Annotated in this window: 20 protein-coding genes and 1 riboswitch; of the genes, 19 read left to right on the top strand and 1 reads right to left on the bottom strand. The window is 64.6% G+C overall.

Going from position 1 to position 19,634, the window contains the following annotated elements; translation table 11 throughout:
• Position 1 precedes the first annotated feature (1 nt).
• From rnr to ABZN20_RS06995, 19 genes are all read left to right on the top strand, one after another.
• On the top strand, positions 2–2,269 hold the full coding sequence (rnr, locus tag ABZN20_RS07085; RefSeq protein ID WP_218808914.1) for a ribonuclease R: 2,268 nt from the start codon (positions 2–4) through the stop codon (positions 2,267–2,269).
• Positions 2,266–3,018 carry a 23S rRNA (guanosine(2251)-2'-O)-methyltransferase RlmB gene (rlmB, locus tag ABZN20_RS07080; protein WP_367027205.1) on the top strand — a complete coding sequence of 251 codons (753 nt, stop codon included), beginning with the start codon at positions 2,266–2,268 and terminating at the stop codon, positions 3,016–3,018. Before rnr ends, rlmB begins: the two co-directional genes overlap by 4 nt.
• A 102-nt stretch (positions 3,019–3,120) precedes the next feature.
• Positions 3,121–4,179, top strand: coding sequence for an S-methyl-5-thioribose-1-phosphate isomerase (gene mtnA, locus ABZN20_RS07075; RefSeq protein ID WP_367027204.1), 1,059 nt, complete (start codon positions 3,121–3,123; stop codon positions 4,177–4,179).
• Positions 4,176–4,862, top strand: coding sequence for a fluoride efflux transporter CrcB (gene crcB / locus ABZN20_RS07070; protein ID WP_367027203.1), 687 nt, complete (start codon positions 4,176–4,178; stop codon positions 4,860–4,862). The genes mtnA and crcB overlap by 4 nt, the downstream gene beginning before the upstream one ends.
• Entirely contained in the window at positions 4,859–5,185 is a 327-nt protein-coding gene (locus tag ABZN20_RS07065; protein ID WP_218807233.1) for a DUF190 domain-containing protein, read from the top strand. The genes crcB and ABZN20_RS07065 overlap by 4 nt, the downstream gene beginning before the upstream one ends.
• 7 nt (positions 5,186–5,192) lie before the next feature.
• Complete coding sequence (gene serS, locus ABZN20_RS07060) at positions 5,193–6,476, top strand: serine--tRNA ligase (RefSeq protein ID WP_367027202.1); 1,284 nt, start codon at positions 5,193–5,195, stop codon at positions 6,474–6,476.
• Positions 6,473–7,255: a DUF2806 domain-containing protein gene (locus ABZN20_RS07055; RefSeq protein ID WP_367027201.1), complete on the top strand. Its 783-nt coding sequence runs from the start codon at positions 6,473–6,475 to the stop codon at positions 7,253–7,255. Before serS ends, ABZN20_RS07055 begins: the two co-directional genes overlap by 4 nt.
• A gap of 127 nt (positions 7,256–7,382) precedes the next feature.
• A complete protein-coding gene (locus ABZN20_RS07050; RefSeq protein WP_218807230.1) occupies positions 7,383–8,210 on the top strand; it encodes an ABC transporter ATP-binding protein in 828 nt (275 codons plus the stop codon).
• Positions 8,207–8,998, top strand: coding sequence for a lipid asymmetry maintenance ABC transporter permease subunit MlaE (gene mlaE / locus ABZN20_RS07045; RefSeq protein WP_367027200.1), 792 nt, complete (start codon positions 8,207–8,209; stop codon positions 8,996–8,998). Before ABZN20_RS07050 ends, mlaE begins: the two co-directional genes overlap by 4 nt.
• A gap of 3 nt (positions 8,999–9,001) precedes the next feature.
• Positions 9,002–9,499, top strand: a complete 498-nt coding sequence (gene mlaD, locus ABZN20_RS07040) for an outer membrane lipid asymmetry maintenance protein MlaD (RefSeq protein WP_218807228.1) — start codon at positions 9,002–9,004, stop codon at positions 9,497–9,499.
• A gap of 2 nt (positions 9,500–9,501) precedes the next feature.
• Entirely contained in the window at positions 9,502–9,864 is a 363-nt protein-coding gene (locus tag ABZN20_RS07035) for an STAS domain-containing protein (protein ID WP_218807227.1), read from the top strand.
• On the top strand, positions 9,857–11,122 hold the full coding sequence (gene murA, locus ABZN20_RS07030) for a UDP-N-acetylglucosamine 1-carboxyvinyltransferase (RefSeq protein WP_218807226.1): 1,266 nt from the start codon (positions 9,857–9,859) through the stop codon (positions 11,120–11,122). Before ABZN20_RS07035 ends, murA begins: the two co-directional genes overlap by 8 nt.
• Positions 11,123–11,127: 5 nt before the next feature.
• Positions 11,128–11,769 (top strand): ATP phosphoribosyltransferase, encoded by a 642-nt coding sequence (hisG, locus tag ABZN20_RS07025; protein ID WP_367027199.1) that lies wholly within the window; start codon positions 11,128–11,130, stop codon positions 11,767–11,769.
• 4 nt (positions 11,770–11,773) lie between these two features.
• Positions 11,774–13,084 (top strand): histidinol dehydrogenase, encoded by a 1,311-nt coding sequence (gene hisD, locus ABZN20_RS07020; protein ID WP_218807224.1) that lies wholly within the window; start codon positions 11,774–11,776, stop codon positions 13,082–13,084.
• Positions 13,085–13,328: 244 nt separating this feature from the next.
• Entirely contained in the window at positions 13,329–13,925 is a 597-nt protein-coding gene (petA, locus tag ABZN20_RS07015; RefSeq protein WP_218807223.1) for a ubiquinol-cytochrome c reductase iron-sulfur subunit, read from the top strand.
• A complete protein-coding gene (locus tag ABZN20_RS07010) occupies positions 13,925–15,304 on the top strand; it encodes a cytochrome b (RefSeq protein ID WP_218807222.1) in 1,380 nt (459 codons plus the stop codon). Before petA ends, ABZN20_RS07010 begins: the two co-directional genes overlap by 1 nt.
• A complete protein-coding gene (locus ABZN20_RS07005; RefSeq protein ID WP_218807221.1) occupies positions 15,301–16,023 on the top strand; it encodes a cytochrome c1 in 723 nt (240 codons plus the stop codon). The genes ABZN20_RS07010 and ABZN20_RS07005 overlap by 4 nt, the downstream gene beginning before the upstream one ends.
• A 273-nt stretch (positions 16,024–16,296) precedes the next feature.
• A complete protein-coding gene (locus ABZN20_RS07000) occupies positions 16,297–16,920 on the top strand; it encodes a glutathione S-transferase N-terminal domain-containing protein (protein ID WP_305080249.1) in 624 nt (207 codons plus the stop codon).
• A complete protein-coding gene (locus ABZN20_RS06995; protein ID WP_367027198.1) occupies positions 16,917–17,309 on the top strand; it encodes a ClpXP protease specificity-enhancing factor in 393 nt (130 codons plus the stop codon). The genes ABZN20_RS07000 and ABZN20_RS06995 overlap by 4 nt, the downstream gene beginning before the upstream one ends.
• A gap of 9 nt (positions 17,310–17,318) precedes the next feature.
• On the opposite strand, the gene ABZN20_RS06990 is transcribed toward ABZN20_RS06995, so the two are convergent.
• Complete coding sequence (locus tag ABZN20_RS06990; protein WP_367027197.1) at positions 17,319–19,205, bottom strand: TonB-dependent receptor plug domain-containing protein; 1,887 nt, start codon at positions 19,203–19,205, stop codon at positions 17,319–17,321.
• Positions 19,206–19,344: 139 nt separating this feature from the next.
• Positions 19,345–19,583: riboswitch (cobalamin riboswitch) on the bottom strand.
• Between the last annotated feature and the right edge of the window lie 51 nt (positions 19,584–19,634).

Here is a 19,634-nt window from a genome sequence, read left to right as displayed (position 1 = left end):
TTTGAACACGTCTTCGGCCGATGCCGTCAGCAGGGAGCGGGAATTCCGCCATAAGGATCCGTACGCGGAAAGGGAGGCGAAGAAGTACGAACGCCCGATCCCCAGCAGGGAACTGATTCTCAAGGTGCTGCAGGACATCGGCGCGCCGGCCAACCTCGAGGAGGTCGCCGATGCGCTCGGCGTGGACGACGCGGACGACCGTGAGTCGCTGCGGCGCCGGCTCAATGCCATGGAGCGCGACGGGCAACTGCTGCGCAACCGCCGCGACCGCTTCTGCGTGGTCAATGCCAAGGATCTGATCGCCGGCCGGGTCATCGGCCATCCTGATGGATTCGGTTTTCTCCATCCCGACGACGGCAGCGCCGACCTGTTCATCTCGCCGAAGGACATGCGCGCCCTCATCCACGACGACCGGGTGGTCGTCAGCGTGCGCGGCATCGACCGCCGGGGGCGGCGGGAAGCCGCGCTGGTCCAGATTCTGGAGCGCAATACCCGCAGCACCGTCGGCCGGCTCTACATCGAGAACGACATCGCCTACGTCGTTCCGGACAACAAACGCATCCCCCTCGAAATCCTGGTGCCGGAAAATGCCCTCGCCGGTGCCGTGCACGGCCAGATCGTCGTGGTCGAGATCGTCGAGCAGCCGACCGCACGGCGCGAACCCATCGGCCGGATCGTGGAGATCCTGGGCGACCACATGGCGCCCGGCATGGAGATCGAGGTTGCGATACGCAATTACGACCTGCCGAACCAGTGGCCGGAAGAGGTCGAAGCCATGATCGCCGGTCTGGCCCCGGAGGTGCCGGAAGAGGCCAAGGCCGGCCGGACCGATCTGCGGGATCTCCCGCTGGTGACCATCGACGGCGAAGACGCGCGCGATTTCGACGACGCCGTGTATTGCCGCCGCACCCCCAAGGGCTGGAAGCTGTACGTCGCGATCGCCGACGTTTCGCATTACGTCAAGCCGGGCACGGTCCTGGACCAGGAGGCCCACACCCGCGGGACCTCGGTGTATTTCCCCGAGCGGGTGATCCCAATGCTGCCGGAGGTGCTGTCCAACGGGCTGTGTTCCCTCAATCCTGAGGAAGACCGCTTGTGCATGGTCTGCGAGATGGTCCTCGACGAGGAAGGCAATGTCGGCCGTGCCAAGTTCTACGAGGCCGTGATGCGATCCCACGCCCGTCTGACCTACACTCAAGTCGCGCGCATGCTGGTCGACGGCGACAAGGCGCTCCGGCGGCACTACCAGCCGCTGGTGCCGCACCTGGAAAACCTCTATTCGGTCTATCGGCTTCTGCGGCGGGCGCGCGACGAGCGCGGCGCCATCGACTTCGAGACCCAGGAGTCCAGGATCGTGTTCGGCGCCGGGCGCAAGATCGATACCATCGTGCCGGTCGTCCGGAACGATGCCCACCGCCTCATCGAGGAGTGCATGATCGCCGCCAACATGGCGACGGCCCGCTTCCTCGCAAAGACCAAGGTGCCGCACCTGCTGCGCATCCATGAGGGCCCCACCGCGGAGCGCCTCACCGATCTGCGCACCTTCCTGGGCGAGGTCGGCCTGAGCCTGGGCGGCGGCGACGAACCGGAGCCCAGACACTACGCCGAGCTGATCGAAGCCATCCATGGCCGGCCGGACGAGCACCTGGTACAGACCGTGCTTCTGCGGTCGCTGGCACAGGCCGTCTACAGCCCTGACAAGAAAGGGCATTTCGGCCTGGCTTCCGATGCCTATACCCATTTCACTTCGCCGATCCGGCGCTACCCCGACCTCCTGATACACCGTGCCATCAAGCACGCATTGAGCAAAGCCAAGCCCAGCGAATTCGACTATTCCCACAACGATCTGGTGCTGGCCGGCGAACATTGCTCAACCTGCGAGCGCCGTGCGGACGAGGCCACCCGCGACGTGGTGAGCTGGCTCAAGTGCGAATTCATGCTGGACAAGCTGGGCGAAGAATTCGACGCCGTCATCTCGGCCGTCACCTCGTTCGGCTTCTTCGCGGAACTGCGCGAAATCTTCGTCGAGGGGCTGGTGCACATCTCCAATCTCGACAAGGATTTCTTCCACTATGATCCCATCGGCCATCGCCTCACCGGCGAGCGCAGCGGCGTGCGCTATCGGCTGGGCGATACCGTGCGGGTAAAAGTCGCGCGGGTCGATCTCGACGAACGCAAGATCGACCTCGATCTGGTCAAGAAGACGGCCGAGGCCCCTGAGCCGCAACAGAAGCGCAGAAAGCGCAGCCGGAAGCGGAGCAAGAAATGAGCGATGCGCGCCGGGTCTGGGGCATTCACGCCGCCGAGGCGGCTCTGGAGTACTCGCCCGACAAGATAATCAAGGCCTGGCTGGACGATCATCGCGTGCAGAACCGCCTCCAGGCCGTGGCCTCGCGGCTGGACGATCTGGGGGTGGAGATCGTCCGTGCGGACCGAAAACAGCTCGACCGCCTGGCCGATCCGCGCAAGCACCAGGGCATTCTGCTGGAGCTGGATTTGCCGCAGGAAAGAGGCGAGGCCGATCTGCTCGATGCACTGGATGCCGCCGACGGGCATCCGCTCTATCTCGTGCTCGACCATGTGCAGGACCCCCACAATCTCGGGGCTTGCCTGCGCACCTGCGACGCCGCGGGTGTGAAGGGGCTGGTGGTCACCAAGGACCAGTCGGTCGGGCTGACGCCCACGGCGGCGAAGGTCGCCTCGGGGGCCGCGGAGACCGTACCGCTCTACCGGGTGACGAACCTCGCCCGCAGCCTGGATCAATTCAAGCAGCGCGGCTACTGGGTGGCCGGGGCGGCGGGCGAGGCGGAAAAGACGCTGTACGAGCTGGATCTCCGCCTCCCGCTGGTGATCGTGATGGGCGCCGAAGGGGCAGGGCTGCGGCGCCTGACCCGCGAGCGCTGCGACTTCCTTTTGCGGATACCGATGCTGGGCGGGGTGGAGAGCCTCAATCTTTCGGTGGCGACCGGCATAGTCCTGTACGAAGTGCTGAGGCAAAGGACACAGGCGGCACCTTGAACCGTCCGTCGGCGTCCATGGCCAATCGTGCCGTCAGCCCGTAAAATCCGCTCTTTGTGCCGCTCGCCGGCAGCCGTAGAACCGCTCCAGGGCTTCCTTACCGTGTCAGGACATTCATTTTCCGCAGTTTCCGCCGTCCAGGCCCTGAAATGGTCGGACCGCGGCCTGGAGGTGCTCGACCAGCGCCTGTTGCCGGCCGATATGGTTTACCAGACTTTCGACACTGCGGAGGGCGTCGCGGAAGCGATCGCCTGCATGCGGGTCCGCGGGGCTCCGGCCATTGGCATCGCCGCGGCGTATGGCGTGGTCCTCGGCGCGCGCGCCGCCTACGCCCGCGATCCTTTGGGCTGGAAACGGGCGATCGGGGACGACTTCACCGCGTTGGCGCGGTCCCGGCCGACCGCCGTGAACCTGTTCTGGGCGCTGGACCGCATGCGCGAGGCGATCGCCGGTATCGAAGGCGATCCAGCACCGGCGCTCCTGGCCGTGGCACGCAGGATTCACGAAGACGATCTCGCCGCCAACCTGGCGATGGGCGAGCTCGGCGCCGATATTCTGGCCGGATGTAAAGGGGTGCTGACGCATTGCAACACCGGCGCGCTGGCGACGGGCGGATACGGCACCGCGCTGGGGGTGATCCGCAGCACTTGGCGCCGTGGCGCGCTGGAAAGGGTCTATGCCACCGAAACCCGGCCCTGGTCCCAGGGCGCGAGGCTCACGGTCTGGGAACTCGATCAGGACCGGATCCCGGCGACCCTGCTGGCCGATTCCGCCGCCGCCTGGCTGATGAAATCGGGCGCCGTGCAATGGGTGGTCGTCGGCGCCGACCGGATCGCCGCCAACGGCGATGTCGCGAACAAGATCGGCACCTATTCGCTGGCGGTGCTGGCCAGACATCACGGGGTGAAGCTGATGATGGTGGCGCCGACCTCGACGGTGGACTGGGCGACGGCCACCGGTCAGGACATCGTGGTGGAGGAGCGCGATCCGCGTGAATTGCTGCATCCGGCCTTTCTCGGCGGCGACAGCGTGATCGACGCCTGGAATCCGGTGTTCGACGTGACGCCGGCGGCGCTGATCGACGCCATCGTCACCGAGGCCGGCGTGGTGGCGAATCCCTCGTCCGATGCCATGGCGGCTCTGCGCGGGAAAGCGCCATGAATCTGTCTCTGGTCGCGATCGCCCTGGGTGGAGCCGCCGGGGCGCTGGCGCGCTTCTGGATTTCCAACGGCCTGTATGGCTGGCTGGGACGGGATTTTCCGCATGGAACCCTGTTCATCAATGTCAGCGGCTCGTTTCTCATGGGATTTCTGGCGGTACTGATGGTCCAGCGTTTCGCCCTGGCGGCGGAATACCGGGCCGCCGTGCTGGTCGGCTTCCTCGGCGCCTACACGACGTTTTCGACGTTCTCCCTCGAAACGCTGGCGCTGTTCGAGGAGGGAAGCCTGCTCAAGGCTGCGCTCAACGTGCTGCTGAGCGTCGTTCTGTGCCTCGCGGCGGTCTGGGTCGGCACGGTGCTGGCACGCCGGCTGGCCGTCGGAGAGATCGCCGCGCTTGCCGGTGGGCCGGGGCTGCGGGTATTCGGGGCGGCTTGCGCGGCGGCCTTCCTGGCCGGTTTCGCCGCGGCCCATGCGTTCGCGCGGGCCGGATTCGGTCCGCAGCTCGAATCGCTGGTGCTGGTGGCCCTGACCGGTCTCGTCGTCATGGGCACGCTGGCCGCCCTGGTCCTGACGGGCACCGAGTTGCGGGGGCCGGTCGAGCTGTGGGGCGCCTTCACTCTGTCGGCGTTCGCCGCCGTGGTATTTCTCAGCCTGGGGCTGGCATTGGCAAGGGGAACGGGATGAGCGGAGAAGTGACTTTCGTCCGGATATATCTTCGGGAGGGCGAGCATGTCATGCGCGAGCTGGTGAAGCACTTGCAGGTCACGCATGAAATAGCCGGCCTCACGGTGTTTCAGGGCACGGCCGGCATCGGTTCCGACGGGAAGCTGCGTACCGCGAGCCTGGTGGACTTGTCGCTGGACCTGCCGCTGGTCGTCGAATTTTTCGATACGCCGGAGCGGGTCGAGGCGGCGCTCGCCGACGTCGTCGAAAAATACCAATTGCGTCATGTGGTGACCTGGCCGGCCAAGGTCCATGGCGCCACGAATCCCAACGAAGGAGAATGAGCGATACATGTTGGACCCACGCTTAGTCCGTACCCAACTGGAGCAGACCGCGCAGCAGCTCGGCCGCCGCGGATTTTCCCTGGACGTCGAGGCTTTCAGCGCCCTCGAAGAGCGCCGCAAGGCCGTGCAGGTGGAAACCCAGAACCTGCAGAACGAACGCAACAGCCGTTCCAAGTCCATCGGCCAGGCCAAGGCGCGGGGCGAGGACATCGAACCGTTGCTGGCGGCCGTGCAGGGGCTGGGGGATCAACTGAAGGAAAAGGAGGCCGAACTGTCGTCGATCCAGGAGCGCATGGAGACATTGCTGCTCGGCGTGCCCAACATCCTGGATGCCGACGTGCCCGAAGGCCGCAGCGAGGCGGACAACGTCGAGATCCGGCGCTGGGGCGAGCCGCCGCAATTCGGCTTCGAACCCCAGGACCACGTCGATCTCGCCATCGGCCTGGGCTGCGCGGATTTCGAAGCGGCCGCCAAACTGACCGGTTCGCGCTTCGTGGTCCTGACCGGACCCCTGGCGCGGCTGCAGCGCGCCCTGACTCAGTTCATGCTCGATACCCATGCCGGCGAGCATGGCTACGTCGAAACCTACGTGCCGTTCCTGGTCAACGCCGACAGCCTGCGCGGCACCGGCCAGCTTCCGAAGTTCGAGGAAGACCTGTTCAAGGTGGAGCACGATCCGGCGTTCTATCTGATTCCGACCGCCGAGGTTCCGGTGACCAATCTGGTGCGTGACGAGATCTTGGAGGCCGAACGCCTGCCGCTGAAATACGTCTGCCATACGCCGTGTTTCCGCAGCGAAGCCGGGTCCTATGGCCGCGATGTGCGGGGGCTGATCCGGCAGCACCAGTTCGAGAAGGTGGAACTGGTCCAGATCGTCCGTCCGGAAGACTCGGGCGAGGCCCACGAGGCGCTGACCCGTCATGCCGAAGTCGTCCTGGAGCGGCTCGGCCTGCCGTACCGGCGCGTTTTGCTGTGCGCGGGAGACACCGGCTTTTCCTCGGCCAAGACCTATGACCTGGAGGTCTGGCTGCCGGGCCAGCAAGCCTACCGGGAAATCTCGTCCTGCAGCAATTTCCGCGACTTCCAGGCGCGCCGGTTGCAGGCGCGCTGGCGCAATCCGGAAACGGGCAAACCGGAGCTGCTCCATACGCTCAACGGTTCGGGACTCGCCGTGGGGCGCACCCTGGTGGCCGTCCTGGAGAACTGCCAGGACGAGGCGGGGCGGATCCGGGTGCCGGAGGTCCTGGTGCCGTACATGGGCGGTGTGAACCTCATCGGGCCCGCCGCATGACCGGCTCGGCGACGGAAAGACTGCTTGCCGCGGCAGGTGCGGTCCTGGGGGAAGAGGAATTCCGTGTGTCCGGTGACCCGGAATCCGTCGAGTCGCCCGGTTCCCGTGCTCTGGCGCGCACCGCCCATCGGGAAGCGAAGCGCCAGCGCAACATCGAGCGCATCCTGGAGCTGGCGCTCGCCGGGCCGACCGAAACCGAATCGGAGCTGCCGCTGCGCCCGGATTGGATGGATCTGTTTTTCCGGCTGGCGCAGGACGTCGGGGAGGCGGAAGCCCAGGCGTTCTGGGCTCGCGTGCTCGCGAAAGAAACGTCCGCGCCCGGATTCTATTCGCGCCGCTCGCTGGTCGCCCTCAGCCAGATGGACGAATGGGAACTGGCCGGCTTTTCGGAATACTGCGCCTTCGTTTTCGCCTTCGAATCCGGCTGGCGGTTCCTGTTCGACGAGTCCCTGACGCGGCAGGAGATGTGGAGCTACGTGCGCGGCAACGACCTGACCCAGCATTTCATCGGCATCGGGCTGCTGGCGCCGGAGCCCGGGGTTTTGAGCGGAAGTTCGCGCGGTCTTCGGGTGAACTATTTCGACCGGGTTTATGAAATCGCCGCCACGGAGGCGGAAAATCCGGGCGCCGTCGGTTACCGCAAGTTTTCGCCCACCGGCCAGCAGCTCGCCGCGGCCGTGCGGGTCAAGCCGTTCAACGGCTATGCCCGCAACCTGATCAAGCGGGTCAGGGAGGAGTGCGGCGTCGCGCTGGAGGCCGTCGAGGTTCAACCCTCCTGATGGGCTTGATTGGAAAAGGTTTTTCGGCGGCGCGGGAGCGGTTCGAGTTGACTGAATCCGCCCCAGTCCCGACAATACACGCCTTTTTTGCGTTCCGAACAGACGATACGACGCGCGTAGCGGCCCAATGACCTTCCAGCCTTCGGACACCCCGGCGCTCGTTTCCATCCGCGGCCTGAGCTTTTCCCGCAGTGGTCGCAAGATCTTCGACAAGATCGATCTCGACATTCCCCGCGGCAAGATCACCGCGATCATGGGACCCAGCGGCACCGGCAAGACCACGCTGCTCAAGCTCATCGGCGGCCAGCTCCGCCCCGACGGCGGCACCGTCCGGGTGGATGGGATCGACGTCCACCGGCTCGGGCTGGATGAGCTTTATGCCCTGCGCAAGCGCATGGGCATGCTGTTCCAGAGCGGGGCGCTGTTGACCGATCTTTCGGTCTACGAGAACGTCGCCTTTCCCTTGCGCGAGCACACCCGTCTGCCGGAGTCCATGATCCGCACCCTGGTGCTGATGAAGCTCGAGGCCGTGGGCTTGCGCGGCGCCCGCGACCTGATGCCGGCCCAACTGTCGGGCGGCATGGCCAGGCGCGTCGCGCTGGCGCGGGCCATCGTGCTCGACCCCATGATGATCATGTACGACGAGCCGTTCACCGGCCAGGACCCCATTTCCATGGGGGTGCTGGTGCAGCTGATCCACGATCTCAACCACGGCCTGGGCCTGACCAGCATCGTGGTGTCGCACGACGTGCAGGAGACCGCCTCCATCGCGGATTACGTTTACCTGATCTCCGGCGGCAAAGTGGTCGGGCGGGGCACGCCGGCGGAAGTGGCACAGTCGGATTCGCCCTGGATCCGGCAGTTCATGGACGGGCTGCCGGACGGCCCGGTCCATTTCCATTATCCTTCCAAGGATTACGCGAGCGATCTGCTGGGTTTCGTGGCGAGCCGATGAATACCGTGTTGAAGCCGTTCCAGCTTCTCGGCCAGTCTGCGCTGGTCAGCGTCCGCAAGCTGGGGCGGGCCCATCTGTTCATCCTGCATGTGCTGACGGGATTGCCAGGGCTGGTCGCGCGGCTGCACCTGCTCATCGTTCAGATGTATTCGGTCGGCGTGCTGAGCATCCTTCTGATCATGATCTCGGGGCTGTTCGTCGGCATGGTGCTCGGCCTGCAGGGCTACTACGTCCTCTCGGATTTCGGCGCGGAAGAGAGCCTGGGCGTGATGGTGGCCGCATCGCTGGTGCGCGAGCTCGGGCCCGTCGTGACGGCGCTCCTGTTCGCGGGTCGGGCCGGCTCCGCCCTGACGGCGGAGATCGGCCTCATGAAGGCGACCGAGCAGCTTTCCGGCATGGAAATGATGGCCGTCGATCCGGTGAAACGGATCATCGCCCCGCGCTATTTCGCCGGCGTGGTGTCGATGCCGCTGCTGGCGGCGCTGTTCAGCATCATCGGCGTGCTCGGCGGCTATTTCGTCGGCGTTGGCCTCTTGGGCGTGGACGAAGGCGCGTTCCGGTCGCAGATGCAGGCCAAGATCGATTTCGACGAGGACATCGTCAATGGCGTCATCAAGAGCCTGGTGTTCGGCGCGGTCGTCACCTGGATCGCGGTATTCGAGGGCTATGATGCCGTGCCGACCTCGGAAGGCGTCAGCCGGGCGACGACGCGGTCGGTGGTCTATTCGGCGTTCGCAGTGCTGGGCTGCGACTTCGTGCTCACAGCCCTGATGTTTGGAAAGGATTGAGGCGTGCATTCGAAAACGATCGAAATCTGGGTGGGGATATTCGTCGCCCTGGGGCTGGCATCGCTGTTCCTGCTCGCCATGAAGGTGAGCAATCTCAGCGAGTTCGAGACTGGCGCGGAAGGCTATAGGATCATCGCGCGGTTCGAGAACGTCGGCAGCCTCCGGCCTCGCGCGGCCGTGTCGATGGGGGGGGTCAGGATCGGACGGGTGACGGCGGTCTCATTCGACAAGGGTTCGTACGAAGCGGTGGTGGAAATGCGCATCGACCGGCAATACGACACCCTCCCCAGCGATACCAGCGCCAGCATCCTGACCGCGGGCCTCCTGGGAGAACAGTACGTCGGCCTCACGCCGGGCGGGAGCGACGACTATCTGGGCGAAGGCGGGCAGATCGAGTTGACCCAGTCGGCTCTCGTCCTGGAGGAGGTCATCAGCCGTTTCCTGTTCAACAAGGCGGAAGGCGAGGGCAAGTCCGAGGACAAATCGGGCAAAGGGAAATAGCCATGCGTCCGCCCGCGGGCCCGAAACGCGTTTTCGCCTTGCAGGAGGAGGCCCAAGGGCGGTACTCGGTGAGCGGCGAACTCACTTATGCGACCGCTCCGGCGGCGCTCAAGCGGACCCTCGGGCTGTTTCGCGGGCAGACGAGCGTGGCGATCGATTTGCGCAAGGTGGCGCGCGCCGACAGTGCCGGCATCGCCCTGCTGATCGAATGGGTGAGGCTGGCGCGGAAGAGCGGAGCGTCGCTGCGCCTGGAAAACATGCCGGCCCAGGTCGAGAATCTGGTTCGCGTGTCCGGAACCGGTGTTTTGCTGGCGCCTTGTTCCGGATCGGCATCTCAAACTATGGATACAGAACTACATGGATAAACTTCTCATCGGAGGCGGGCGGCCGCTTTCCGGCGAACTGCGGATATCGGGCGCCAAGAATGCCGCCCTGCCGGTTCTCGCGGCAACCCTGCTGTCGGATGGCCCCGTGACCGTGGGCAATGTGCCCCATCTCCACGACATCACGACCACCATGGAGCTGCTCGGCCGCATGGGTTTGAACCTTCTGGTCGACGAAAAGCTGAACATCGAGGTCGATCCGAGTACGATCCAGAATTTTTTCGCGCCATACGAACTGGTCCGTACGATGCGGGCTTCGATTCTGGTGCTGGGGCCGCTGCTGGCCCGTTTCGGCCGGGCGGAGGTGTCGCTGCCGGGCGGCTGCGCCATCGGCACCCGGCCGGTCAATCTCCACCTGGAAGGGCTGGCAGCCATGGGGGCCGACATCAGCGTCCGCAACGGCTACATCTACGCCGAGGCCAAACGCTTGAAAGGCTGCCGGCTGGTGCTGGACCAAGTGACAGTGACGGGTACCGAGAACCTGATGATGGCGGCGGCGCTCGCCGACGGCGTGACCATCATCGAGAACGCGGCGAGGGAGCCGGAGGTGGTCGATCTCGCCAATTTCATCAATGCCATGGGCGGCAAGGTGAGCGGGGCAGGGACGGACGTCCTGCAGATCGAGGGGGTCGATTCGCTGAACGGCGAGGGGTTGAACTACCGCATCCTGCCGGACCGCATCGAAACGGGGACCTACCTGGTCGCCACCGCGATGACCGGCGGCCGCGTCAAGCTCAAGGGAACCCGCCCCGACCTGCTGGACGCGGTCCTCGCCAAGCTGGAGGAGGCCGGCGCGGAAATCGCCTTGGGCGAGGACTGGATCGAACTGGACATGAAAGGGCGGAGGCCGCAGGCGGTGTCGCTGCACACAGCGCCCTACCCGGCGTTTCCCACCGACATGCAGGCCCAGTTCACCGCGATGAACAGCGTTGCCGAGGGTGTGGGCGTCATCACCGAGACGGTATTCGAAAACCGCTTCATGCACGTCCAGGAAATGCAGCGCATGGGGGCCGACATCAAGCTGGAGTCCAACACCGCCATCGTCAAGGGCGTGTCCCGCCTGACCGGCGCACCGGTCATGGCGACCGATCTGCGCGCATCGGCCAGCCTGGTGCTGGCGGGCCTGGTGGCCGAAGGGCAGACCAAGGTCGACCGCATCTACCATATCGACCGCGGCTACGAGTGCATCGAGGAAAAGCTGGCCCAGCTCGGCGCCGAGATCCGCCGGGTGCCGAACTAGACGCCATGCTGACCATCGCCGTTTCCAAGGGCCGCATTTACGAAGAAGCCCTGCCGCTCCTGGCCGCGGCCGGCATCGTGCCAACGGTGGACCCGGAGAAGAGCCGCAAGCTGATCCTTCCCACCAGCCGGGACGACGTGCAACTGGTCATCATCCGGGCGGCGGACGTGCCCACCTACGTCGAATACGGCGCGGCCGATCTCGGCATCGCCGGCAAGGACGTGCTGGTGGAATATGAAGGCGAGGGGCTCTACGAGCCGCTGGATTTGGGGATAGCGCGCTGCCGGCTGATGACGGCGGGGCCGCGGGAGATGCCGGCTGCCAGCCGCCGCCTGCGGGTTGCCACCAAGTATGTGAACACCGCCAAGCGCTTTTTCGCCCGGCGGGGCGTGCAGGCCGAGGTCATCAAGCTGTACGGCTCGATGGAGCTGGCGCCGCTGGTGGGACTGGCCGATTGCATCGTCGACCTGGTCGACACCGGCAACACCTTGCGTGCGAACGGCCTGGAGCCGTTGGAACTGATCATGGACATCAGCAGCCGCCTGGTGGTGAACAAGGCGGCCATGAAGATGAAGCACGGAGCCATCACGGAACTCGTAGGCCATCTGGCGCGGATCGTTTCGGAACGGGCCGCTCGGGAGGGGTAAGTTTATGACAGAAGTGAGAATCAAACGGCTGGATACCGCGGATGCGGATTTCGCATCGCAACTGGACCGGCTGCTGGCCTGGAGCGAGAGCGAGGACGCCGAGATCCATCAGCGCGTGATCGAGATCATCGGCCGCATCCGCCGCGAAGGCGATGCGGCCCTGGTGGAGCTTACGGCGCGTTTCGACAATTTCGTCGTGGACGACGCCGGGGCGCTCGAGCTGCCGCGCGATGCGCTGGAAGCGGCCTGGCAGGCGCTGCCCGCCGAACAGGCCAAGGCCCTGCGGGAGGCGGCGGAGCGCATCCGGGCCTATGCCGAGCGGCAAAAGCTCGAGTCCTGGGACTACCGTGAAGCCGACGGCACTCTGCTGGGCCAGCAGATCACGCCGCTCGACCGGGTCGGCCTGTACGTCCCCGGCGGCAAGGCCGCGTATCCTTCCTCGGTGCTGATGAATGCGGTTCCGGCCAAGGTGGCCGGGGTGCCGGAACTCGTCATGGTCGTGCCCGCGCCGCGGGGAGAGTTGAACGCCCTGGTGCTGGCGGCCGCCTACATTTCCGGCGTGGACCGGGTTTTCCGCATCGGCGGTGCGCAGGCGGTCGCCGCCCTGGCCTACGGGACGGAGACGGTGCCCAGGGTCGACAAGATCGTCGGTCCCGGCAACATCTATGTGGCGACCGCCAAGAAGCTGGTGTTCGGCCAGGTGGGAATCGACATGGTCGCGGGCCCTTCGGAGATCCTGGTGATTTCGGACGGACGGACCGATCCGGACTGGATCGCCATGGATCTGTTTTCGCAGGCCGAGCACGACGAGGACGCCCAGGCGATCCTGATCAGCCCGGACGCGGCGCATCTGGAGGCGGTACAAGCGAGCATCGAGCGGCTGCTGCCCGACATGGAGCGGGCCGGGGTCATCCGCACCTCGCTGGAGCGGCGCGGCGGCATGATCCTGGTCGACGATCTGGAGCAGGCGGCGGCGGTCGCCAACCGTATCGCGCCGGAGCATCTGGAGCTTTCGGTGGAGAGCCCGGAAATCCTGGTACGCTCGATCCGCAATGCCGGAGCCATCTTCATGGGGCGTTACACCGCGGAAGCGCTAGGCGATTACTGCGCCGGCCCCAACCACGTCCTGCCGACCTCGGGTACCGCGCGCTTCTCGTCCCCGCTGGGCGTCTACGATTTTCAGAAGCGTTCCAGCCTGATCTACTGTTCGGCGGACGGCGCCGATTCGCTGGGGCGCACCGCTTCGCTGCTGGCGTGGGGCGAGGGGCTGGGAGCGCATGCCCGTTCGGCCGAATATCGGATCAGGCACCGCTGAGCGCGCGGCGCCGTTTTTTTTTTTCCGGTCCGCCGGTGTTTCGGCAACGGACCCCGCACCGACCTGGCCGTGGATCGGCCCCGGAGGCTGGGAGCCCCGTGCGTGTTACAATTAAACAGTCTGGCTTGACCGAATTGTCCACTATGCAACACAATCGGCGGCCAAACAATAAGGAGGGTTTCGAAATGGATTGTTTCCAAAGGGGGGTAAGAACGCTCCCGTCCACCGCTGGAGAATTTTCACCATGACAGAAGGCGTCGATTCAGAGAAGCGCCGGTTCCTGACACAAGCCGCAACCATGATCGGTGCCGTCAGCGCCGGCATGGTCGCCGTCCCGTTCGTGGGCTCCATGCAGCCCAGCGCCAAGGCTCAGGCCGCCGGCGCCCCGGTCGACGTCGATATCGGCAAGCTAGAACCGGGCCAGCTCATCCGTGTGCTCTGGCGCGGCAAGCCGGTGTGGATTCTACGCCGGACGCAGCAGGAACTCGACCGTCTGGCAACGCTTGGCGAAGACGTTCTGCGCGATCCCTTGTCCAAGGAATCGGAACAGCCGAAGGCGGCGGCAAATCCCGTGCGTGCGCTCAAGCCCGAGATTTTCGTGGCTGTCGGCGTCTGCACCCATCTGGGCTGTGCCCCGACGTTCCGTCCGGAAGTGGCTCCGGCCGATCTCGGGCCCGACTGGCCCGGCGGCTTTTTCTGCCCTTGCCACGGTTCCCGCTTCGATCTTGCCGGCCGCGTGTTCAAAGGGGTACCGGCGCCCAAGAATCTGGACATCCCACCCTACAAATATCTGAGCGACACCCGGATCCTGGTCGGGGTCGCCGGCGAGGAGGAGGCCTGATGCCCAACGAGAGAATGAAAGCCGTGATGGACTGGGTGGACCAGCGCCTCCCGGTGAGCGCGTTCGTCCGCGATCACCTGACTCAGTACTATGCGCCGAAGAATTTCAATCTGCTTTATTTCTTCGGCTCGCTCGCCTTGTTCGTGCTGGTCAATCAGATCGTCACCGGTATCTTCCTGGCGATGCACTACAAGCCGGACGCCGGCCTCGCCTTCGATTCGATCGAATACATCATGCGCGACGTCAAATGGGGCTGGCTGCTGCGCTACATGCATTCGACGGGGGCTTCGGCGTTCTTCATCGTGATCTATCTGCACATGTTCCGGGCGCTGTTCTACGGGTCGTTCAAGAAGCCCCGGGAACTGCTCTGGCTGTTCGGCATGGTGATCTTCCTGCTGCTGATGGCCGAAGCCTTCATGGGCTATCTGCTTCCGTGGGGACAGATGTCCTACTGGGGCGCGCAGGTGATCATTTCGCTGTTCGGCGCCATACCGGTGATCGGCGAGGATCTCGCCACCTGGGTGCGGGGGGACTACGTGGTGGCCGACGCCACGCTGACCCGCTTTTTCGCCCTGCACGTCGTGGCGATTCCGCTGGCCATCGTAATGCTGGTGGTGCTGCATCTGGCCGCGCTGCATACTTCGGGATCGGGCAACCCGGACGGCATCGAGATCAAGGAGAAGAAGGATGCCGATGGCGTTCCGCTGGACGGCATTCCGCTCCATCCGTACTACACGGTAAAGGACCTTTATGCCATGGCGGTGTTCGTGGTCCTGTTCGCCCTGGTCGTGTTCTACGCGCCGGAGATGGGAGGCTATTTCTTGGAGCATCCCAACTTCGAGCCGGCCGACCCGATGAAGACGCCGGAGCACATCGCGCCGGTGTGGTACTTCACGCCGTTCTATTCGATCCTGCGGTCGGTGCCGGACAAGCTCGGCGGCGTCATCGCCATGGGGGCATCGATCGTGTTGCTGTTCGGGCTGCCGTGGCTGGACCGTTGCCAGGTCCGCTCGATCCGGTACCGGGGCGCCTATTACAAGACCGCCCTGACCCTGTTCGTCCTGAGTTTCATCGGACTCGGCATCCTGGGCACCAAGCCGGTGACGCCTACCACGACGTTCCTGGCCCGGTTTTTCTCGCTCAACTACTTCGCCTTTTTCCTGCTGATGCCCTGGTACAGCCTGAAGGACAGGACCAAGCCCTTGCCGGAACGCTTGACCGAGGCGGTGATTCCGCTGGAAAAGCGGGAGGGCATCGTTTGGGAAGGGGTGCGGCGGGGCATCGCCGCGGCGGAGAATTCCGAATGGTACAGAAGGGCTGGCGCGCAAATCGCCGCTTGCTTGGAGAAAGCCAGGGCATTTAGCGGAATCAAAAAATGAGACGAATCGCCGGACTTTTTCTGACTTTGGTGGCCGGCAGCGCGTTTGCCGTGGAAAGCGTCATGCCGCTGGAGGACGTCGACGTCGACGTCTTCGACAAGGAGTCGCTCAGGCGAGGGGCCGTGACGTACGCGAACTACTGCCAGGGCTGCCATTCCCTCAAGCATCTGCGCTATTCGCGCATGGCGCACGATCTGAAGCTCGAGGACGGTGTGCTGGAGCGTGATTTCCTGAGGGGCCAGGCGAAGCCGCAGGACAGCATGCTCAGCGCAATGCGTGCCGCTGATGCGGAGGGCTGGTTCGGGGTTGCTCCGCCCGATCTGTCGCTGATCGCCCGCTCCCGTCATCCCGACTGGATCTACAGCTATCTCCGTGGCTTCTACCTGGACCCGTCACGGCCGACTGGCGTGGACAACGCTTTCTTTCGGCAGGTCGCCATGCCGAACGTATTCGCCTCACTGCAGGGCGCCCAGCGGCCGGTGGTCAAGAAAGGCGGCGGGGTGGAAGCCATCGTCGGTTTGAAACATGTCAATCAGGGGGCGTTGCCGTCCGAGGAATTCGACGAGATGGTGGCCGATCTGGTCAATTTCCTGGTTTATGCCGCCGAACCCGCACAGTTGGACCGGCTGCGCATCGGCAAATATGTGGTCGCGGTGCTGATCGTTCTGGCGGTCGTTCTCTACCGGCTCAAGCGGGAATACTGGAAAGACATCGCCTGAAACGATCATGATACAATCCGGATGGGTTGCGGTGCGCCAAGGTCCCGATCCGTCCGGCTCAACGCACGGGTTCGTTGCAACTGGGCGAGCGTCCCAGGGGCCTTCCAGGGTGGGGGCTTCCCCCGAGGGGCGGCTTTCTCGAGAGTTCCGCCGCTTCCCTGGGGATGGGCCCGCCGATTCGCGGCTGGACATGATAAGGAAGGGGATTCCGGGCGTGATCACGACATGAAAGAGGTGTGATACGTGGCAACAGCGGCCAGCCGAAAATCCGTGATGACTCTGTTTTGTTCCCCGACCTGCGCGTACAGTCATCGTACGCGGATCGTGCTGCATGAAAAAGGAATTTCCGCGGACATCGAATATGTCGACATGGGCGATCCCCCCGAGGATCTGGTCGAGCTGAATCCCTATGGCACCATGCCGACGCTCGTCGACCGGGACTTGGTGCTCTACGACTCCCGCATCATCATGGAGTACCTCGACGAGCGTTTTCCCCATCCCCCGCTGCATCCGATGGACCCGGTCTCGCGGGCCAGGGCGCGCTTGCTCGTCCATCGGGTCGAGCGGGACTGGTACAGTCTTCTCGAGGAAATCGAAAATGCGCCCGAGGGCAGAAGCCAGAAGGCCAGGAAGCAGTTGCGGGAAAGCCTGCTCGCAGCGGCGCCCATATTCGCCGCCAAGCCCTATTTCCTGAGTGACGAATTCTGCCTGGTCGACTGTTCGCTGGCACCGTTGCTGTGGCGGCTGCCCATGCTGGGCATCGATCTGCCTCGCCAGGCCGAGCCGATCAAGGCTTATGCGGCCCGGCTGTTCGAACGCCATTCGTTTCAGGCGAGCCTGAGCGAAGAGGAGCGGGAGTTCGCCGCGCCGGCCCACGTGATCCCGGAAGACGCATGATCCCTCTCAAGCCCTATCTCATACGGGCTGTTTACGAGTGGCTGATCGACAACGATTTCACGCCTTATCTGCTCGTCGACGCCGAAGCGCCCTCGGTGGACGTGCCGCGCCAATACGTGCAGGAAGGGCGCATCGTGCTCAATCTCCGCCCGCAAGCCGTGCAGCATCTGGACATGAACAACCACGAAGTGACGTTCAGCGCCCGTTTCAGCGGCGCGCCCACCAGCGTCTACATCCCGGTGTCGGCCGTCATGGCGCTGTATGCCCGCGAAAATGGCCAGGGCATGGTGTTCGACCAGGAAGAGGGGCCCGGCGGCGAACCTCCGCCGCCACCCGAACCGCAGGAGCCGGCGCAGAAAAAGCGGCCGGCACTGCGGGTGGTGAAATAGGGCGTCCCGCTAATAGGTCAGGGTGAGGCCGCCGTAAGCCGCGGCGCCAGTGGCACCGTAACCGTAGACTTCCTCGTACCATTTGTTGAGCGCGTTATCCACCCGGGTCCACAGCGACAGCCGGTCGCTGACTTCGTAGGATCCCGCGAGGTTGAGCACGACATAGCCGGGCACCATGCGGTTGCCGATGCTGAGCCGCTGGCCAACCATCACGATGTTCGCGTGTACGTTGGCGCCGCTGTCGAAACGGTAATTGGCGTCGAATGCTCCTTTGTCCCGGGCTCTCTGGTACAGAGGGTTTCCGGTATCCTTGTCCCGGCTGTCCATGTAGGTATACGTTGCCCGCAGGTCCAGGCCGCTCAGCGGATTCAGTTCGACATAGGTTTCCAGGCCCTCGGCTGTGGCATTGTTGATGTTTTCCATGCGGAACGCGACGGGATCGAACTGGATCAAGTCGTTGAAACGGTTGTTGAAGTACACGATGCCGGCATTGCCTCTCGCTGCTCCCCAGAACGGCTGTTCGATGCCGACGTCCCAGTTGGCGCTGGTTTCCGGCCGGAGGTCAGGGTTCCCCGTGTTGTACAGGGGATCGTAGAGCTGGGCGAGTGCGGGCACCTTGAAGCCGGTCCCGTAGTTGGCCTTCAACCGGGTTTCTATATGCGGAGCGGTCCAGACCTGGCTGACCCGCCAGGTCGTCCTGCCGCCGACGAAGTTGTTGTGGTCATGCCGCACGTTCGCCGTGGTGGACCACCAGTCGAAGGGATTGATCTGGTCTTCGAGAAAATATCCCAGCGTGTTGTAGCTCTTGACGAACTGCGAGGGCTCCATGATGGTCATGGTGTCCTCCTCGTCATCGATGCCGAACGAGATTGTGTTGGTTTCGTGCGGGCGCAGCGTATTGAGCCAGTTGCCCTTGATCTTTTCGCCCAGGTAGGCCGCGCGGAACGGGAAGGGATCGCCCGGGTTGGCGGCGTTGTCGTACTGGCGGTCCACGCGGGTGTAGGCCATCCCGGCCGTCTGCTCCCACAGGTTGTCGAACAGCTTGAGGGTGCCGAAGCCGCGGGTATAGAGCTCGTTGGTGTTGCCGGTGAAGTTGGGGTCGTCGACGGGGCGCCGGAGCAGGAAGTCGTAGTTGTCCAGCTTGGTGAAGGCGTCGTCGTAGCGCAGGCTCCAGCCCAGTTCCAGGTTGTCGGCGGGCTTGCCGCCGACGCGGGCGCTGACGGTGGTATTGCGATAACCGTCGCGCTCGGTGGCACCGAAGTGCTGGTCGGCGGCGGAAAAGCCGCGGACTTCGCGGTGGCTGGCGGTGAGGCTGTAGTTGAGGCCGGGATCGCCGCCGGCGATGTCGCCCATGACCCGCCAGGTGTCGTAGCCGCCGCCGTCGACGCTGACTTTCAGCCTCGGTTTGCCGGTGCCCTTCTTGGTGATGATGTTGATCACCCCGCCGATGGCCTCCGATCCGTATACCGAACTGGCCGCGCCACGCAGGATTTCGATGCGCTCGATGTTGTCGACGGTCAGGTTGGCGAAGTCGAACCCGGCGTTGGCCGAGGAGGGATCGTTCATTTCGGTCCAGTCGATCAGGACGATGGTCTGGCCGGAGTTGGCGCCGCGCAGGAACACCGAGGTCTCCCGTCCGGGACCGCCGCTCTGGGCCACGTCGAGGCCGGGAACGATACGCAGGATCTGGTCGACCGAATAGATGCCTCGCTCTTTGATGTCCTCGGCGGTCAGGACGGTGACGGAGCTGCCGACCTGCCGGCTCGGCGTTTCGGTGCGGGTGGCCGTAACCACCACGGTGTCGAGTTCCTCGGGATCGCTGTCGATGGCCGATGTGTCGAAGGAAAGGGCGGCGCCGAGCGCCGAGAGGGAAAGGCGGAAAAGCCGGGATTTCACGATGGACCTCTGCATGTGATGGCCATGCACACCCGCATGGCGTTAACGGTTCCGCGGAGGTCGAAAGGCCGGCCCGCGCCGCATCGCCCGGGTGAAGGGGCTTGCGGTAAAGCGGGGCGCGACCCTCGCCCTCCGCGGGGTCTTCATGTCATCGCAGGCCGGTCTCCGGGCTGATGAGAGGCGTGTCCGCCGGGCGGTTTTCTGCCTTCCCGCGCATTCGCGCAGTGGCGTCAAGAATCCGCCTCGGAACGTTTGATACGTTCCGGCTCAATCACCGTTGCGGGGGCAGCGCCGGATTGGGATAAGGTATCCGCACCGGCTTCCCGTTTCACCGACCGGCGTTTCCCGCCGGCCGACACCTGTGAAGGGCGCGGATTGTAGCGTATGGAAGCGGGAGCGCCAATGTTTAATAATTGATTTTTTTGAGAG

The sequence above is a fragment of the Methylococcus sp. ANG genome, assembly GCF_040730495.1.
GTDB lineage: Bacteria > Pseudomonadota > Gammaproteobacteria > Methylococcales > Methylococcaceae > Methylococcus.
Note: the sequence above shows the minus strand (reverse complement) of the source record. Positions and strands in the feature narration are given on the sequence as shown.